The sequence below is a fragment of the Acidovorax sp. JHL-3 genome (assembly GCF_000526295.1).
GTDB lineage: Bacteria > Pseudomonadota > Gammaproteobacteria > Burkholderiales > Burkholderiaceae_C > Acidovorax > Acidovorax defluvii.
The window spans coordinates 2,990,232-3,005,745 of sequence record NZ_JAFU01000001.1 but is presented as its reverse complement, the minus strand read 5'-3'; the positions used below and the strand labels follow the sequence as shown (position 1 = coordinate 3,005,745).

The window sequence follows — 15,514 nt, the reverse complement described above, 5'->3', positions numbered from 1 at the left end:
GCTATCATCGCGCCCCTCAGGTGCCCAATGCGATGAAGCAAAGGGAGAATCGGGAAGGCGGTGCAAATCCGCCGCGTGCCCAACGCTGTAAGGACGATGACCCCCGCTCAATGCCACTGGCCGCCAAGGCCGGGAAGGCGCGGGGGCCAGATGACTCCAAGCCAGAAGACCGGCCTGAATATTCAACGCGCTGCAAGGCCAGGCAGCGCGCTACCTATTCACGCACAGGGGACTGCAATGAATACCGCACCGGCGCAAGCCACGCCCAGCGCGCACGCCTTCACGCAAGAAGCCCGTGACGCCATCTACCACGCCATCTTTTCACGCCGCGACGTGCGCGGGCAGTTTTTGCCCACGCCCGTGCCCGACGAGGTGCTCAGCCGCATCCTCACCGCCGCGCACTACGCGCCCTCGGTGGGCTTCATGCAGCCCTGGAACTTCCTGGTGGTGCAGTCGCAGGAGACCAAGCGCCGCGTGCACGACGCCTTTGCCAAGGCGCATGCCGAAGCCGCCGATATGTTCGAGGGCGACAGGCGGGCCACCTACCAAAAGCTCAAGCTCGAAGGCATCGTGGAGTCGCCCATCGGCATCTGCATCACCTGCGACCGCGAGCGCACCGGCCCGGTGGTGGTGGGGCGCACCCACATGAAAACCATGGACCTGTACAGCAGCGTCTGCGCCGTGCAAAACCTGTGGCTGGCCGCGCGCGCCGAAGGGCTGGGCGTGGGCTGGGTCAGCATCTTCCATCAGGCCGACCTGCAAGAGGCGCTGGGCATCCCCAAGGGCATCACGCCCATCGCCTACCTGTGCGTGGGCTACGTGAGCCACTTCCACGCCAAGCCCGAGCTGGAAACCGCTGGCTGGCTGCCGCGCCTGCCCATGAAAGACCTCGTGTACTTCGAGCAATGGGGCCGGCGCGACGACCAGCAGCCGCTCATCGCGCATTTGCAGCGCGACCAGGCCGCCGCCCAGCGCGGGCGCGAAGCCCTCGCCTGACCTTGCCACCACGCGCGCCGACCCGGCGCGCACCGCCTTTGATCGCGCGGGCCTGCGTGTGCGGACCGCGCTCCACCTGATTGAAAGTTGAACAAGCCATGAATACCCACTTGCCGCTGATTGCCGACATCGCCGACCCGCAGCTCACCCAGGCCCTGCAGCACAAGCTGGACCACAAGACCAAACCCCTGGGTTCTCTGGGCCGTCTGGAGCAGCTCGCGCTGCGCATCGGCCAGATTCTGGGCACCGAATCGCCCCGGCTGGAGCAGCCGCAAATGGTCGTCTTCGCGGGCGACCACGGCTTGGCCGCGCGCGGCGTGTCGGCCTTCCCCAGCGACGTGACCTGGCAGATGGTCGAGAACTTTTTGGCCGGTGGCGCTGCCGTCAGCGTGCTGGCGCGCCAGCATGGCCTGGCGCTTACCGTGGTGGATTGCGGCGTTGCGCGCGACATTGCGCCGCGCGCTGCCGTACCCGGCCAGCCCCAGCTGCTGGTGCGCAAGGTGGCTGCCGGCACGCAAGACGCGTCCATCGGGCCCGCCATGACGCCTGCGCAATGTGCCCAGGCGCTGCACAACGGCATGGATGTGGTGCGTGGTTTGCCCGGCAACGCGCTGCTGCTGGGCGAAATGGGCATTGGCAACACCTCGGTGGCGTCGCTGTTGCTGGCGCGGCTGTGTGGCGTGTCGCTGGAGGACTGCACCGGCGCCGGCACCGGCCTGGATGCGGGCGGGGTGGCACGCAAGCGTGCCGTGCTGGCGCAGGCGCTGGCGGCCAATGAAGGCGCGGTCAACCCGCTCGACGCACTGGCCGCGCTGGGCGGCTTCGAGGTGGCCACGCTGGTGGGCGCCGTGCTGCAGGCTGCGTCAGAGCGCCGTGTGATCGTGGTCGATGGCTTCATCACCAGCGCCGCCGTGCTGGTGGCTGCCCGCCTGCAGCCCCACGTGCTGCAGCGCTGCGTGTTCGCCCACGGCTCGGCCGAGCCGGGCCATGCGCACATGCTGGCGCACCTGCTGCCTGGCCAACAGGCCCAACCGCTGCTCGACCTGGGCCTGCGCCTGGGTGAAGGCTCGGGCGCGGCCCTGGCCTGGCCGCTGTTGCAATCGGCTTGTGCCGTGTTGCGCGAGATGGCCAGCTTTGAGGCGGCGGGGGTGGCAACGCAGTCGGTGTGAGCGGTGTGAGGCATGAGGCGCGCACGGTTTTGACGCTGTGCCGCACTCGCGTTAGTATTACAGACGTTATTACGAAAGCGACCATGCACACCCTCAAACTTACCCAGATCGGCAACTCGGTCGGCGCCATCTTTCCCAAAGAGTTGCTGGCGCGCCTGCAGCTCGAAAAAGGTGACGAGCTGTACGTCACCGAAACCCCCGACGGCCTGCGCATCACCACGCACAACCCTGAATTTGAAGCGCAGATGCGCGTGGCGCGCGAGATCATGAAAGAGCGCCGCGCCGTTTTGCACGAGCTGGCCAAATGACGCGCGAATGGGTCTGGCTGGACCGCGCCGTCATCCTTGCCATCCACGATATGCAACTGGCTGAACACGGCGGCGGCGCGGGTGTGCGCGATGCCGGCTTGCTCGACTCGGCGCTGGGCAAGCCCCTGCACCTGCAGGCCTACGGCGAGCCGCCCCCTGACGCGGCTGCGCTGGCCGCCTCGTATGGCTACGGGATCTCTCGCAACCATCCATTTATCGACGGCAACGAGCGCACCGGCTTTGTGGCGGCTGAGCTGTTTTTGCGCCTCAATGGACTGGCGCTGCACGCCGACGATGCGTCGTGCGTGCTGACGATGCTCGCTGTCGCCGCAGGCGACATGCCAGAAGAAGAGTTTGCCGCGTGGCTGCGCGCGCACACTGCGGCGCGGGCATGAGTTGATTTGAAAATTTAAGCTATTTAGGCCTCTGGCGCTTATATGGTAAGCGCTAGTAGCTATCAATAGAATAGCTAGCGGGGTGGCTGCCATGGTGTGCGCGTGTGCGTGGCGCGCCAGGCGGTGCTCCCAAATGGCAGCTGATCAACCAACGCAGGTCTGGTTGCGCCCCTGTTCCTTGGCTTGGTAAAGGGCGGCGTCGGCGCGCGATAGCATGGCGTCCAGGGTGTCCGCCGGGCCGTGCCAGCTGGTCACCCCGATGCTGAGCTGGCAATCGAGCGGGTGGCCGGCCTGCAGCAGGGCATGGATGCGTTGCGCCACACGGCTGGCGGCAAGGGCATCGGTGTCGGGCAACAAGACCAGAAACTCTTCGCCCCCATAGCGACCCAGCCGGTCCTCGCTGCGCAAGGCCGCTGCCGTACAGGCCGCGAAATGCACCAGCACCGCATCGCCGTGCTGATGGCCGTGCGTGTCGTTCACCATCTTGAAGTTGTCCAGGTCGAGCATCATGATCGACGGCCCGTGGCCATAGCGGCGGGCGCGGTCCAGTTCTTCCTGGCACGCCAGCATGACGGCGCGGCGGTTCAAGGCCTGGGTGAGCGAGTCGTGCGTGGCCAGGTGCTCCAGCTCGGTGCGCAACCGGTCGGTGGCCAGCAGGATGGCGCCGATGGACAGCATCAGCACCGTCAGCACATAGGCGCCGATATACACCGTCTGGTAAAGCGAGGACTCCATGATGTCGTTGCCCGCCCGGCCCATTAGCACCGAGATGAACCGCGTGCACAGCACCAGGATGTGCGTGGCCAGAACCACCTGGACCAGGCGCATGGGAAAGCCCTTCCCACCGTGACGCCAGAGAAAGCGCAGGTGCGCGCCGTACAGCGTGGCCATCATCAGCGTGAAGATGGCGATGCGCAGCGAATAGCTGGGCGCAACGTAGGTCAGCCACATGAATACCACTGTGGACGCTGCCATCACGCTGCCCCACACGACCCACCCCCCACCATGCCCCAGGAATCGACGGCTCCCGATATAGTGAACCGTTGCGCCCAGCACCAGCGCCTGGTTGGCAAGCACCATGGTCAGCAAATCGGGCAGCTCGTCCCGTGCGCTGAAGAGCACGGTGGAGGCCAGCCACAGCACCGGTGCGGCCGCCCAATAGTCCAGACCGCGGATATTGGGCGGGTAGTTGCGCCGCATGAACAAAAGCACCACCGCCATCATGGCGGACATGAAGCCACCCATGGCTATGAGGGAACGCGGATCGAGTTGCATTTTCCGGCGTTGGGTGAGGGGGCGGGCTATGTAAGGAAGTGTTTCGTTCAGTATAGTCAGCCCGCCCATTTTGGGCGAACGAATTTGTGCAGTGGCAGGCCGCAAGCGGTGCGGATGCTGTGCTTGGCTTGGTCAACGCAGTGCAACCGGCATAAGAAAAGCCGCCCACTGGTGGGCGGCTTGGGGTTTGTGAGCGCCGTGCCGCTCAGGTGGGGGTGGTCACACGCTCCATGCGGGTGAGCGGCAGGGCTTCATCGGCATTGGTGGCCGTTTGCATCACAAAGTTGAACTTTGAGCGCGTGAAGGGCGCATGGATGCACAGCGATTCGTAGCCTGCGGGCGCCACGTTCTTCTCCAGCCCCACGATCAGGCCATCGCGCGTGGCGAAGGCAAAGTCGTCGTCAATGTAGGTGTCGCCCGGAATGTTGACCTGTGTGGTCAGCGTGCGCATGCCCGGCGCCACCACCAGAAAGTGGATGTGCGCGGGGCGGTTGCCATGGCGGCCCAGGGCCTCGAACAGCTCGGACGTGGGGCTGTTGGGTGGAATGGCGTAGCCCGGTGGCAGGAACGAGCGAAAGCGGTACTGGCCCTTGGCATCGGTCTCGATGCGGCGGCGCAGCTCATAGGGCTTCATGCCGGGGAAAAAGTGCGAATAGCCGCCCTGCTCATTGGCATGCCATACATCCACGGTGGCGTGGGGTACGGGTTGGCCGTTCAGGTCCAGCACCTGGCCTTCCATCACAAACACTTCGCCCTTGGGTTCGCCTTCGTCAAGGCGCACTTCGACCTGGGACATGGGCGCGCCCGCCACAAACAGCGGACCTTCGATGGCGCGCGGCGTGCCGCCGGTGCGGCCCGCCTTCGCGTCGGCCTCGTCGGCGCGGATGTCGAGCAGGCGGTCAAAGCCCAGGCCTGCGGTGATCAGGCCTGTCTGGCCCGCGGCGCCCAGGCGTGTCAGCCAGCCGGTGGCAGCCCAGAACTCGTCCGGCGTCACATCGAGTTCGTCAATGGTCTTGAACAGATCGGTGACGATGCGCTCGGTCAGCTGGCGCACGCGCGCGTTGCCGGGGGCCATTTTCTTGGTGTTGACCAGCTCCAGCAGTTGGGCCTGGGTGAGTTCGGACATGGATGTCTCCTCTGTGGGATGGAATGAATGAGCGTGGGTTCAGTCGAGCTTGATGCCGCGCTCGGTGATCAGCTGGGTCCAGCGCTCGGACTCGCGCGCCAGGTGTTGGGCCAGCTCGTCGGGGGTGGAGCCCACGGGCTCGGCGCCGATGGTTTCAAAGCGTTTGGCCACTTCGGGGTCTTTCATGGCGTCCAGCAAAGCTTTGTTGAGCTTGCTGACGATGGCCTTGGGCGTGGCTGCTGGCATGAACACGGCAAACCAGGGTGACACTTCATAGCCGGGCACACCTGCCTCGGCCAGCGTGGGCACGTTGGGCAAGGTGCTGGAGCGCTTGGCCGTGGTCACGCCCAGGGCGCGCAGCTTGCCCGACTCGATGTGCGGGCGTGCCGAGGTGATGCTGTCAAACATGTAGTTGACCTGTCCGCCCAGCAGGTCGGACACGGCCGGGCCGCTGCCCTTGTAGGGAACGTGCAGCATGTCCAGCTTGGCCAGTGACGTGAACACTTCGCCCGCCAGGTGAATGGAGGTGCCGTTGCCGGCCGACGCATAGGTGAGCTGGCCGGGGGCCTTGCGGGCAGCGGCGATCACATCCCGTGCGGTCTTCACATCGGGCTGGGTGGCGTTGGTGACCAGCACATTGGGCACCACGGCCAGCACGCTCACGGGCGCAAAGTCCTTCACCGGGTCGTAGTTGAGCTTGCCGTACAGGGGCTTGTTGGTGGCCATGCCGATCGACGTGATCATCATCGTGTAGCCGTCGCCCGGTTGTTTGGCCACGAAGTCTGCACCAATGTTGCCGCCAGCGCCCGGCTTGTTTTCAATCACGAAGGGCTGGCCCAGCGACTTGGCGGCCTTTTCGCCCAGCGTGCGCGCGATGGCGTCCATGGCGCCGCCGGGCGGGAAGGGCACCACCCAGCGGATGGGCTTGTTGGGCCAGTCGGCAGCCGCAGCTTGTGCGTGGGCAGTGATACCGAGGCCGGCAAGGGCCAGCAAGGCCAGCAGATTGCGTTTGGAGTGCATGGTGTTTGTCTCGTGGGTTTTGTGGTGAGAGGTGGCTCAGATGGCCGAGGGATGCTGCGCCAGCGGGGTGACGGAGATCTTCATGAATGGGAACAGCGGCAGGCCTTGCAGCAGTTGGTGCAGTTCATCGTTGGAAGCCACATCAAAGATGCTGTAGTTGGCGTATTCGCCCACCACGCGCCAGATGCTCTTCCAGCGGCCGTCGCGCTGCAGGTCCTGCGAATAGGCTTTCTCGCGGGCCTTGATCTCGTTGGCTTGCTCTGTGGGCAAGTCGCGCGGAATGTTCACATCCATACGTACCAGAAACAGCATCGGTGTTCTCCTTAAACGGGGGTGGGGGTGTGTGCGGCCATGTCCACATGCACGGCGGTGAGGCCCTGGCGGGCGCGGTCAAAGCGTTCGAGCTGGGCCAGCGAGATTTCGACGCCAAAGCCGGGGCCGTCGGGCAGTTGCAGCTCGAAGTCGACGATGGGCATCTGGGATTCGACGATGTCGTCCACCAGCAGTTGCGGGCCGAACAGCTCGCAGCCATGGTGCGCGCTGCCCAGCGTGGCAAACACATGCGCCGATGCAGCGCTGCCCAGCGAGGTCTCCAGCATGGTGCCGCCGTACCAGCCGATGTCGGCGGCCTCGGCAATGGCGGCCACCTTGCGCGTGCGCACCAGGCCGCCGTGCTTGGCCACCTTGAGCGAGAACACATGGCTGGCTTTTTCGCGCGCCAGCATCATGGCGTCCTGCGGGGTGCAAACGGTTTCGTCGGCCATGATGAGCGCGCCATCGAGCGTGGCGGTGAGGTGCTTGAGCGCCTCCACGTTCCACTGCGCCACGGGCTGCTCGATCAGCGTCACACCGGCTTCGACCAGCTGGGGCAGGTAGCGGCGTGCGGTGTTGCCGTCCCAGGCCTGGTTCACGTCCACGGTGAGCTTGGCCTTGCCCTGCAGGCCGCGCGCGATCTGCGACACATGGGCCACGTCGTCCTGCGGCGCGCGCGCGCCGATTTTCATCTTGAAGATGTGGTGGCGTTTTTGTTCCAGGCGCAGGTGGGCTTCCTGCAGGTCGCGCTCGACATCGCCGCTGGCCAGCGTCCAGGCCAGGGGCAGGCTCTGGTGCACCTTGCCGCCCAGCAGTTGCCAGGCGGGCAGTGCGAGAGTGCGGGCCACGGCGTCGATCAGCGCCATCTCGACGGCGCTCTTGGCAAAGGCGTTGCCCTTGCAGGCCTTGTCCATGCGCGCCAGGGCGGCCTCAAAGCCGCCCGCGTTCTGGCCGACGAGGGCGGGCGCGAGGTAGTTTTGAATGGCGTGCAGGATGCTCTCGGGCGATTCTTCGTTCCAGGAGGGGCCGCCGATGGTGGCCGCCTCGCCAAAGCCGGTGGCGCCGTCCTTGAGCCACACCTGAACGATGACTGGACTTTGGCGGCTGATGGAGCCAAACGAGAGCTTGTGCGGGCGGATCGTGGGAATGTCCAGAATCCGCGCCTGCATGCGTTCGATGGTGAAGCGGCTATGCATCGATGTGTACCTTGTTGGTTGGGCCGGGGCAACTCGCTGGCCCATCAGGGAGTCAGAAAAAAGGCAAGATTAGATTTAATCCGTGTGACGTTCCAATGATTTATTTGCGACTTATCATTCGATTTTGTCGAACGAATAAGGGGTGTCTTTGATGGAGATACGGCAGCTTCGCTACTTCCTGGACATCGCCCAGACCGAGCACCTCACCCAGTCTGCGCAGAACCTGTTTGTCACCCAGTCCACCTTGTCGCATGGTCTGCGCCAGCTGGAGCAGGAACTGGAGATTCAGCTCTTTGACCGGCTCGGACGGGGTCTGCGGCTGTCGCAGGCGGGGGCGGCGTTTCGCGTGCATGCCGCCCGCGCCTTGCAGGAGATCGAGGCCGGACGCATGGCGCTGGCTGACATGACGGGGTTGCAGTCGGGCACGCTCACCGTGGGCGTCATTCCCACCTTTTTGCACACCCTGGTGCCGGCCACGGTGGCGGCCTTCAGCATGGCGTATCCCAGGGTGAACATCGTGGTGCGCGACCTGCGCGCCGGGCCCATCGAGGAGCAACTGGTTGAGGGCCTGCTGGATGTGGGCATTGCCTTTCACCCCACGCAGCGCGAGGAGGTCGAGACCGAGCCCCTGTTCGAGGAGCGCATGCAACTGGTGGTGAACCGCGCCCACCCGCTGGTGCGCCGGCGCAGCCTGGCCCTCAAGGGCCTGGCCCAGGTGCCGCTGGCCATGCTGCCACGCGCTTTCACCACGCGTCGCCTGGTTGACGACAGCCTGCGCGAGGCTGGCGTGCAGCCCTGGGTGCGGGTGGAGATGGAGTCTGTGGAGGGCCTGATCGACGTGTGCCGCTGGGGGGATCTGGCATGCATCGTGCCCGAGCGCGCAGCGCGCCAGGCGCCAGACATGCATGCCATTCAGCTGCATTCGCCGCAAATGGTGCGCCACGCCGGCATTCTGTGGCGCCGTGGCACATCCCGCAGCCGGGCTGCTGTCGAGTTTGCGGCCTTGCTTCGGCCAGAGCATCGGCTGCCCGGCGGGCCTGTGCGCTGAGGTGGGGCGCAGGCGCGTGCCATGCTCACGCTGGCGCTCGCACGGTGTCGCTCAATAATAGGGGTTAAATATGCCTCTGGCGCTTATGTATAAAGCGCTAATAGCTATGTTATTTGTAGCGAAATTGCCGCTGCAACGGTGCCTGCAAAAGTGCGCTGTTGGTCCGTCGGCTGCGCGGCGATGCCCTGGCGCTTCAGGGGTGTCATGGTGCCGGCGTCTTGGGCTGAAAGTCGCAGTACGGCGCCACCAGGCATTCCCAGCAGCGCGGCTTGCGTGCCTGGCACACATAGCGGCCCAGCAGGATGAGCCAGTGGTGCGAATCCACGGCGTAGGCGGGTGGCACGCGCTTCATCAGCTGCATCTCCACCGCCAGCGGGTTTCTGCCCGGGGCCAGACCGGTGCGGTTGCTCACGCGAAAAATGTGCGTGTCCACCGCCATGGTGGGCTCGCCGAACGCCACGTTGAGCACCACGTTGGCCGTCTTGCGGCCCACACCGGGCAGGGCTTCGAGCGCCTCGCGCGTGCGCGGCACCTGGCCGCCGTGTTGCTCCACCAGGATGCGGCAGGTCTGCAGCAGGTGGCGCGCCTTGCTTTTGTAGAGGCCGATGGTCTTGATGTAGCCCTCCAGGCCGTCCTGCCCCAGCGCCAAGATGGCCTGCGGCGTGCCTGCCACCGGGAACAGCTTGCGTGTGGCCTTGTTCACGCCCACGTCGGTGGCCTGGGCCGACAGCAGCACGGCGGCCAGCAACTCGAACACGGTGGTGTATTCCAGCTCGGTGTTGGGCAGCGGGTTGGCCGCCTTCAAGGTGGCAAAAAAGGGTTCGATCTGCGCGGTTTTCATGGCGGGCAGTGTAGGGCGCAGGCACGGCATGTTTGCGGGTCGCCGTCGGCAAAGCCGCAATTGGCGGCTGCCGATTGGCGACAATGCGCTATTGCCCGTCCACTGAAAGCACCGTCCATGCAATTTGCCGACCGCCTGAACAACGTAGAAACCTCCGCCATCCGCGAACTCTTCAAGCTGCTGGGCAAGCCCGGCATCATCAGCTTTGCGGGCGGCTTTCCCGACAGCGCCATGTTCGACGTGGAAGGCATCCGTGCTGCGAGCAACGCCGCCCTCTCCGAAGAACCTGGCGCTGCGCTGCAATACGGCGCGACCGAAGGCTACAACCCGCTGCGCGAACAGCTGGCGGCCTTCATGACCAGCAAGGGCGCCAAAGAGGTGGCGGCTGACAACCTCATCGTCACCACCGGCAGCCAGCAGGCGCTGGATTTGCTGGGCAAGACGCTCATCAGCCCCGGCGACAAGGTCATTGTGGAAGGCCCCACCTTTCTGGCCACCATCCAGTGCTTTCGCCTGTATGGCGCTGAACTCATCAGCGCGCCCATTGATGGCAATGGCGTAAAGACCGACGAGCTGGAAAAACTCATCGCCGAGCACCAACCCAAGTTCGTCTACCTGATCCCCACCTTCGGCAACCCCAGTGGCGCCATGCTGAGCCTGGAACGCCGCAAGGCCGTGCTGGAGATGGCTGTGAAGCACAACACGCTGATCGTCGAGGACGATCCCTACGGCGACCTGTACTTTGGCGACGCGCCGCCCCCCAGCCTGCTCAACCTGTCGGCCAGCGTGCCCGGCAGCCGCGAGCTGCTGGTGCACTGCGGATCATTGAGCAAGGTGCTCTCGCCCGGCCTGCGCGTGGGCTGGATGATTGGCCCGGCCGAACTGCTGGCCAAAGCCACCATGTGCAAGCAGTTCTCTGATGCGCACACCAGCACCTTTGCCCAGGCCACGGCGGCGCAGTACCTCAAGGCGGGCCGCATGCCTGCCACGCTGGCGAACGTGCGCAAGGTGTACGCCGAACGCGCCCAGGCCATGGGCGATGCGCTGCGCAACGACCTGGGCGATGCCATCGAGTTCGTGCAGCCGCAGGGCGGCCTGTTTGTGTGGGCGCGCCTTACGGGCGCGGGCGGCAAGGTGCAGGATGGCAATGTGCTGGCCAAGCGCGCCATTGAAAAGGGCGTGGCCTTTGTGCCTGGCACGCCGTTCTTTTGTGCCAACCCCGACCACGCCACATTCCGCCTGTCGTTCGCCACGGCCGATGCCGACAAGATCCGCGAAGGCGTGGCCCGCCTGGCGCAGGCGTTGTAAACAGCTTTTTACGCCCGCACCGCCCGCCATGCAGCGGCGGCCAGTTCTTCCCGGTAGATGGCGGGCGAGGTCAGGGCGCTCGGGCCCTCCTGGCCAGATAGCCAGGCGCGACAATAGCTTTGCACCGGGCCCATCACCAGCGAAGGCATTAGCTCGCAAGGCAGGTTGCGCACCGCGCCCGCCTGGCGGTGGGGTTCGAACCATGCCACCAGGGCCTGGTTGCGGCGGCTGGCGGCCTGGGCCAGATCGGGCGTGCGCGGGCCTGCCGCCACGGCGCTGCGCGCCTGGAATAAAAAGCGCGCCCGCTCGGGTTGCGCCACTACCCAGTCCAGATAGCCCGTGACCAGGGCGCGCACGCCTGCTTCGACACCACGCGCGGCATCAAGCTGCGCCTGCACGCTGCGCGACTGGTCGTGAAAGATGTCGAAGAACAGCGCCGCCACGATGCCGTCCTTGTTGCCGAAGTGGTGGTAGATGCTGCCCACGCTGGCCCCGCAGCGGGCGCGCACGCCGTCGATGGAAACGGCATCCACCCCGCCATCCACCGCGCAGGCCAGCGCGGCGTTCAGGATGTCCTGGCGGCGGTCGGTGGTTGCTTCGGAGGTCGGGGCGGACAGGGTAGGGGTGATACGGCTTGCCATGGAACAGGATTCTAGAATAAAGTTCTAGAAAAACCTTCTACTCCTCACGAGACGCCATGTATTCCGCCACCACCACCGCGCCCGCAACTTCCGCCCCCACGCCACCCACGCCTAGTGCCGCCCTGTATCCGCACCTGCTCGCCCCGCTGGATCTGGGCTTCACCACCATCAAGAACCGCGTGCTCATGGGCTCCATGCACACGGGGCTGGAAGACGGGCGCGACCTTACGCGCATGGCGGCGTATTTTCGCGAGCGGGCCGAGGGCGATGTGGGGCTGATCGTGACCGGCGGCTTTGCACCCAACATCGCAGGCTGGGCCAAGCCGTTTGCGGGCACGCTGGCCACCTCGGGCGCCGCCAGGCGCCACCGGGTGGTGACCGACGCGGTGCACGGCGCGGGCGGCAAGATCGCGCTGCAAATTTTGCACACGGGCCGCTATGCCTACCACCCGCTGGCGGTGGCCCCGTCGCGCTTGCAGTCGCCGATTTCACCCTTCACGCCGTTCGCGCTGTCTGCGCGCGGGGTGGAGCGACAGATCCGCGCGTTTGTGAACTGCGCCATGAAGGCGCGCGAGGCGGGCTACGACGGCGTGGAGGTGATGGGTTCCGAGGGCTACTTCATCAACCAGTTCCTGTCGCAAACCACCAACCTGCGCACCGACGCCTGGGGCGGCGATTACAGCCACCGCATGCGCCTTCCGGTGGAGATTCTGGCCCGCATGCGCGAGGCCGTGGGGCCGGACTTCATCATCATCTACCGCCTGTCGATGATTGACCTGGTGCCCGGCGGCAGCGCCTGGGACGAGATCGTCACCCTGGGCAAGGCCGTGGCCACGGGGGGCGCCAACATCGTCAACACCGGCATCGGCTGGCACGAGGCGCGTGTGCCCACCATTGCCACCAGCGTGCCGCGTGCGGCGTTTGCCTGGGTCACGCAAAAGATGAAGGCCGAGTTTGCGGCGGCGGGCATCACCACGCCGCTGGTCACCTCCAACCGCATCAACACACCTGAGGTGGCCGAGCAGGTGCTGGCCGATGGCTGCGCCGACATGGTCTCGATGGCGCGGCCGCTGCTGGCCGATGCGGCGTTTGTGAAGAAGGCCGCGCAGGGCCGGGCCGACCGCATCAACACCTGCATTGCCTGCAACCAGGCCTGTCTGGACCATGTGTTTCAGAACAAGACCAGCAGTTGCCTGGTGAACCCGCGCGCCTGCCACGAGACCGAGCTGGTCTATCGGCCGGTCACCGCGCCTTCGGACCGCAAACGCATTGCCGTGGTGGGCGCCGGGCCGGCAGGCCTTACCGCCGCCACCGTGGCGGCCGAGCGCGGGCATGAGGTGCACTTGTTCGATGCCGCAGCGGCCATCGGTGGTCAGCTCAACATGGCCAAGGTGGTGCCGGGCAAGGAAGAATTCCACGAAATGCTGCGCTACCTGGCCACGCGGGTGCATGACACCGGTGTGCACCTGCACCTGAACCAGCGCGTGCAGGCCGCTGACCTGATGGATTACGACGAGGTGGTGATCGCGACCGGCGTGGAGCCGCGCGACCCCCAAATCCCCGGCCAGGACCACCCCAAGGTGCTGAGCTACATCGACGTGCTGCGCCACGGCAAGCCCGTGGGCCAGCGCGTGGCCGTGATCGGCGCGGGCGGCATCGGCTTTGATGTGGCCGAGTTTCTGGTGCACGGCAACCACCCTTCCACCACGCTCGACCTGCCGGCCTGGAAGGCCGAGTGGGGCATCACCGACCCGGCCGAGGCGCGCGGAGGTCTTGCCACCGCGGGCCCGCATGTCACGCCACCAGCGCGCCATGTGACACTGCTGCAGCGCAAAAAGGGCAAGCAGGGCGCCGGGCTGGGCAAGACCACGGGCTGGATTCATCGCACCACGCTCAAGATGAAAGCGGTGGAGATGGTGGGCGGCGTGAACTACGAGCGCATTGCCGACGAGGGTTTGCTCGTCTCGTACGGCGACAAGCGCGAGAACCCCACCTGGATCGCCTGCGACACCGTGGTGCTGTGCGCCGGGCAGGTGCCGCTGCGCGCTCTGGCGCAGGCGCTGGAGGGCCAGGGCATCAAGCCGCACCTGATTGGGGGCGCGCTGGAGGCGGGCGAGCTCGATGCCAAGCGCGCCATCGACCAGGCGGCGCGGCTGGCGGCACGGCTGTAAGAACCTGTTCAAGATCTTTTCATGGGGTACGTTGCCCCGCAAAGGCTGTGGCCGCAAGGCGCAAACCACAGCCGGGCTGGTGGCCCGGCGAGGATTTGCAACGCCGCGGACGCAGCCTTTGCGGGGCAACCCGAAGGGCATGGCTCCAAAACCGCCGCGCTCGTCGTTGCCCACCTTGCCCATACATGGGTATGGGCTGCGGCGTGCGCCTAGAGCGTCGCGGTTTTGAAGCCATGCGGACCCCATGAAAAGATCTTGAACAGGTTCCAAGGGCCCGCTAGGTCGAGGCTTTGGCCGCAGTAGCATGCTGTGCCGGTCTGGGCAGAGGGTGCCGGGCCGGTGCTTTCCGCTCTTACCCACACTCCAGGCCCATTCCATGCAATACCGCAACCTTGGCAAAAGCAATCTCCAGGTCTCCCGTCTTTGCCTGGGCACCATGATGTTTGGTGACCAGACCCCGCGCGAAGAGGCAGCCGCCATCGTGGCCGATGCCCATGCCCAAGGGGTGAACTACATCGACACGGCCGATGTGTACACCAAGGGCGCTTCTGAAACCATGCTGGGCGAACTGCTGCGCGGCCAGCGCCACCACTGGGTGCTGGCCACGAAGCTCGGCAACCCGATGTCGGACCGCGTGAACGAGGCGCACTATTCGCGCAGCTGGATGCTGCGTGAGGTCGAGGCGAGCCTCGGGCGGCTGCAGACCGACCATGTGGATATTCTCTATCTGCACCGCGACTACAACGGCATGAACCTCGAGGAGCCCCTGCGGGCGCTCGATGCCATGCTGCGCGCGGGCAAGATCCGCTACTGGGGCGTTTCCAATTTTCGGGGCTGGCGCATCACGGAGCTGGTGCACCTGGCCCGGCAGATGGGCATGCCGGGGCCGGTGGTGTGCCAGCCCTACTACAACCTGCTCAATCGCATGCCCGAGGTCGAGATATTGCCGGCCTGCGCCCACCATGGCGTGGGCGTCACCCCTTACAGCCCGGTGGCGCGCGGCGTGCTCACGGGCAAATACCTGCCCGGTCAGCCACCGGTGGCCGGCTCGCGGGCCGCACGGGGTGACAAGCGCATCGCTCAGACCGAGTGGCGCGAAGAGTCGTTGCAGATCGCCCAGACACTGCAGCAGCATGTGCATGAGCGGGGAGTGACGCTGGCCCAATTTGCCACGGCCTGGGTGCTGGCCCACCCGGCCGTGAGCTCGGTGATCGCCGGGCCCCGAACCCTGGCACAGTGGCAAGACTATGCCCCCGCGCTTGGCTATGCCCTGACCGAAGAAGACGAAGTGCTGGTGAACTCGCTGGTGGCGCCGGGCCATCCGTCCACGCCGGGATACAACGATCCAGCCTACCCGCTGGATGGGCGGTAGGCCGCAGCGCTCCCACGGGCCCGTGGGTTGCGCTGCAAATGGCTTTCCTCCATTCCGAACCCGGATTGCTTTTCCCGGATTGCGTTCCAATAGCGCCATGCAAGATTCCTCCCCCCTCGAACAGCGACTGAACGATCTGGAGATCAAGGCCAGCTACACCGAAGACCTGCTCGATCAGCTCAATCTCACCGTTTATCGCCAGCAGCAGCAGATTGACGACCTGGCCCGTGAACTGCTGCGCTTGCGCCAGCAGGTGCCCGAGGGCGGCGGCGCGGCCCCGCGCAACCTGCGCGACGAGCTGCCGCCCCACTACTGATGGACTGGCCGGGCAGGCTG

16 protein-coding genes and 1 riboswitch are annotated in these 15,514 nt (G+C 65.7%); of the genes, 9 read left to right on the top strand and 7 right to left on the bottom strand.

Annotated elements, in window-relative coordinates:
* Position 1 precedes the first annotated feature (1 nt).
* Positions 2-193, top strand: a riboswitch (cobalamin riboswitch).
* A gap of 44 nt (positions 194-237) precedes the next feature.
* The 4 genes from bluB to K226_RS0113970 all read left to right on the top strand — a co-directional run bounded on the left by bluB (position 238) and on the right by K226_RS0113970 (position 2,868).
* The gene (gene bluB, locus K226_RS0113985) at positions 238-996 is read left to right on the top strand and encodes a 5,6-dimethylbenzimidazole synthase (protein ID WP_024815413.1); all 759 of its coding nucleotides are present in this window, start codon (positions 238-240) and stop codon (positions 994-996) included.
* A 98-nt stretch (positions 997-1,094) separates the two neighbouring features.
* Positions 1,095-2,165, top strand: a complete 1,071-nt coding sequence (gene cobT, locus K226_RS0113980; protein ID WP_024815412.1) for a nicotinate-nucleotide--dimethylbenzimidazole phosphoribosyltransferase — start codon at positions 1,095-1,097, stop codon at positions 2,163-2,165.
* An 83-nt stretch (positions 2,166-2,248) separates the two neighbouring features.
* The gene (locus K226_RS0113975; RefSeq protein WP_024815411.1) at positions 2,249-2,473 is read left to right on the top strand and encodes an AbrB/MazE/SpoVT family DNA-binding domain-containing protein; all 225 of its coding nucleotides are present in this window, start codon (positions 2,249-2,251) and stop codon (positions 2,471-2,473) included.
* The gene (locus K226_RS0113970) at positions 2,470-2,868 is read left to right on the top strand and encodes a type II toxin-antitoxin system death-on-curing family toxin (protein ID WP_024815410.1); all 399 of its coding nucleotides are present in this window, start codon (positions 2,470-2,472) and stop codon (positions 2,866-2,868) included. Before K226_RS0113975 ends, K226_RS0113970 begins: the two co-directional genes overlap by 4 nt.
* Before the next feature lie 144 nt (positions 2,869-3,012).
* Here the strand turns inward: K226_RS0113970 and K226_RS0113965 are convergent, their stop codons facing one another.
* From K226_RS0113965 to K226_RS0113945, 5 genes are all read right to left on the bottom strand, one after another.
* On the bottom strand, positions 3,013-4,143 hold the full coding sequence (locus K226_RS0113965; protein ID WP_024815409.1) for a GGDEF domain-containing protein: 1,131 nt from the start codon (positions 4,141-4,143) through the stop codon (positions 3,013-3,015).
* Positions 4,144-4,348: 205 nt separating this feature from the next.
* Positions 4,349-5,269, bottom strand: a complete 921-nt coding sequence (locus K226_RS0113960; protein WP_024815408.1) for a dioxygenase — start codon at positions 5,267-5,269, stop codon at positions 4,349-4,351.
* Positions 5,270-5,308: 39 nt separating this feature from the next.
* Positions 5,309-6,289, bottom strand: a complete 981-nt coding sequence (locus K226_RS0113955) for a tripartite tricarboxylate transporter substrate binding protein (RefSeq protein WP_024815407.1) — start codon at positions 6,287-6,289, stop codon at positions 5,309-5,311.
* Between the two features lie 36 nt (positions 6,290-6,325).
* Entirely contained in the window at positions 6,326-6,601 is a 276-nt protein-coding gene (gene catC / locus K226_RS0113950; protein WP_024815406.1) for a muconolactone Delta-isomerase, read from the bottom strand.
* Between the two features lie 11 nt (positions 6,602-6,612).
* Positions 6,613-7,797, bottom strand: a complete 1,185-nt coding sequence (locus K226_RS0113945) for a muconate cycloisomerase family protein (protein WP_024815405.1) — start codon at positions 7,795-7,797, stop codon at positions 6,613-6,615.
* Between the two features lie 151 nt (positions 7,798-7,948).
* On the opposite strand from K226_RS0113945, the gene cynR reads away from it, so the two are divergent.
* Positions 7,949-8,845, top strand: a complete 897-nt coding sequence (cynR, locus tag K226_RS0113940; protein WP_024815404.1) for a transcriptional regulator CynR — start codon at positions 7,949-7,951, stop codon at positions 8,843-8,845.
* Between the two features lie 202 nt (positions 8,846-9,047).
* Here the strand turns inward: cynR and nth are convergent, their stop codons facing one another.
* Positions 9,048-9,686 (bottom strand): endonuclease III, encoded by a 639-nt coding sequence (gene nth, locus K226_RS0113935; protein WP_024815403.1) that lies wholly within the window; start codon positions 9,684-9,686, stop codon positions 9,048-9,050.
* A 117-nt stretch (positions 9,687-9,803) separates the two neighbouring features.
* Here nth and K226_RS0113930 point away from each other — a divergent pair, with 117 nt between their 5' ends.
* The gene (locus tag K226_RS0113930; protein WP_024815402.1) at positions 9,804-10,994 is read left to right on the top strand and encodes a PLP-dependent aminotransferase family protein; all 1,191 of its coding nucleotides are present in this window, start codon (positions 9,804-9,806) and stop codon (positions 10,992-10,994) included.
* An 8-nt stretch (positions 10,995-11,002) separates the two neighbouring features.
* On the opposite strand, the gene K226_RS0113925 is transcribed toward K226_RS0113930, so the two are convergent.
* Positions 11,003-11,635, bottom strand: a complete 633-nt coding sequence (locus tag K226_RS0113925) for a TetR/AcrR family transcriptional regulator (RefSeq protein WP_024815401.1) — start codon at positions 11,633-11,635, stop codon at positions 11,003-11,005.
* Between the two features lie 56 nt (positions 11,636-11,691).
* Here K226_RS0113925 and K226_RS0113920 point away from each other — a divergent pair, with 56 nt between their 5' ends.
* The 3 genes from K226_RS0113920 to K226_RS0113910 all read left to right on the top strand — a co-directional run bounded on the left by K226_RS0113920 (position 11,692) and on the right by K226_RS0113910 (position 15,494).
* Complete coding sequence (locus K226_RS0113920) at positions 11,692-13,806, top strand: NADPH-dependent 2,4-dienoyl-CoA reductase (RefSeq protein ID WP_024815400.1); 2,115 nt, start codon at positions 11,692-11,694, stop codon at positions 13,804-13,806.
* Between the two features lie 376 nt (positions 13,807-14,182).
* A complete protein-coding gene (locus K226_RS0113915; RefSeq protein ID WP_024815399.1) occupies positions 14,183-15,178 on the top strand; it encodes an aldo/keto reductase in 996 nt (331 codons plus the stop codon).
* Between the two features lie 97 nt (positions 15,179-15,275).
* A complete protein-coding gene (locus tag K226_RS0113910; protein WP_024815398.1) occupies positions 15,276-15,494 on the top strand; it encodes a SlyX family protein in 219 nt (72 codons plus the stop codon).
* The last annotated feature ends 20 nt before the right edge of the window (positions 15,495-15,514 follow it).

What these genes read in the sequence shown, in the direction of transcription:
- bluB (WP_024815413.1), top strand. Translation starts at nt 238, where the DNA reads ATGAATACCGCACCGGCGCAAGCCACGCCCAGCGCGCACGCCTTCACG.
- cobT (WP_024815412.1), top strand. Translation starts at nt 1,095, where the DNA reads ATGAATACCCACTTGCCGCTGATTGCCGACATCGCCGACCCGCAGCTC.
- K226_RS0113975 (WP_024815411.1), top strand. Translation starts at nt 2,249, where the DNA reads ATGCACACCCTCAAACTTACCCAGATCGGCAACTCGGTCGGCGCCATC.
- K226_RS0113970 (WP_024815410.1), top strand. Translation starts at nt 2,470, where the DNA reads ATGACGCGCGAATGGGTCTGGCTGGACCGCGCCGTCATCCTTGCCATC.
- K226_RS0113965 (WP_024815409.1), bottom strand. Translation starts at nt 4,143, where the DNA reads ATGCAACTCGATCCGCGTTCCCTCATAGCCATGGGTGGCTTCATGTCC.
- K226_RS0113960 (WP_024815408.1), bottom strand. Translation starts at nt 5,269, where the DNA reads ATGTCCGAACTCACCCAGGCCCAACTGCTGGAGCTGGTCAACACCAAG.
- K226_RS0113955 (WP_024815407.1), bottom strand. Translation starts at nt 6,289, where the DNA reads ATGCACTCCAAACGCAATCTGCTGGCCTTGCTGGCCCTTGCCGGCCTC.
- catC (WP_024815406.1), bottom strand. Translation starts at nt 6,601, where the DNA reads ATGCTGTTTCTGGTACGTATGGATGTGAACATTCCGCGCGACTTGCCC.
- K226_RS0113945 (WP_024815405.1), bottom strand. Translation starts at nt 7,797, where the DNA reads ATGCATAGCCGCTTCACCATCGAACGCATGCAGGCGCGGATTCTGGAC.
- cynR (WP_024815404.1), top strand. Translation starts at nt 7,949, where the DNA reads ATGGAGATACGGCAGCTTCGCTACTTCCTGGACATCGCCCAGACCGAG.
- nth (WP_024815403.1), bottom strand. Translation starts at nt 9,686, where the DNA reads ATGAAAACCGCGCAGATCGAACCCTTTTTTGCCACCTTGAAGGCGGCC.
- K226_RS0113930 (WP_024815402.1), top strand. Translation starts at nt 9,804, where the DNA reads ATGCAATTTGCCGACCGCCTGAACAACGTAGAAACCTCCGCCATCCGC.
- K226_RS0113925 (WP_024815401.1), bottom strand. Translation starts at nt 11,635, where the DNA reads ATGGCAAGCCGTATCACCCCTACCCTGTCCGCCCCGACCTCCGAAGCA.
- K226_RS0113920 (WP_024815400.1), top strand. Translation starts at nt 11,692, where the DNA reads ATGTATTCCGCCACCACCACCGCGCCCGCAACTTCCGCCCCCACGCCA.
- K226_RS0113915 (WP_024815399.1), top strand. Translation starts at nt 14,183, where the DNA reads ATGCAATACCGCAACCTTGGCAAAAGCAATCTCCAGGTCTCCCGTCTT.
- K226_RS0113910 (WP_024815398.1), top strand. Translation starts at nt 15,276, where the DNA reads ATGCAAGATTCCTCCCCCCTCGAACAGCGACTGAACGATCTGGAGATC.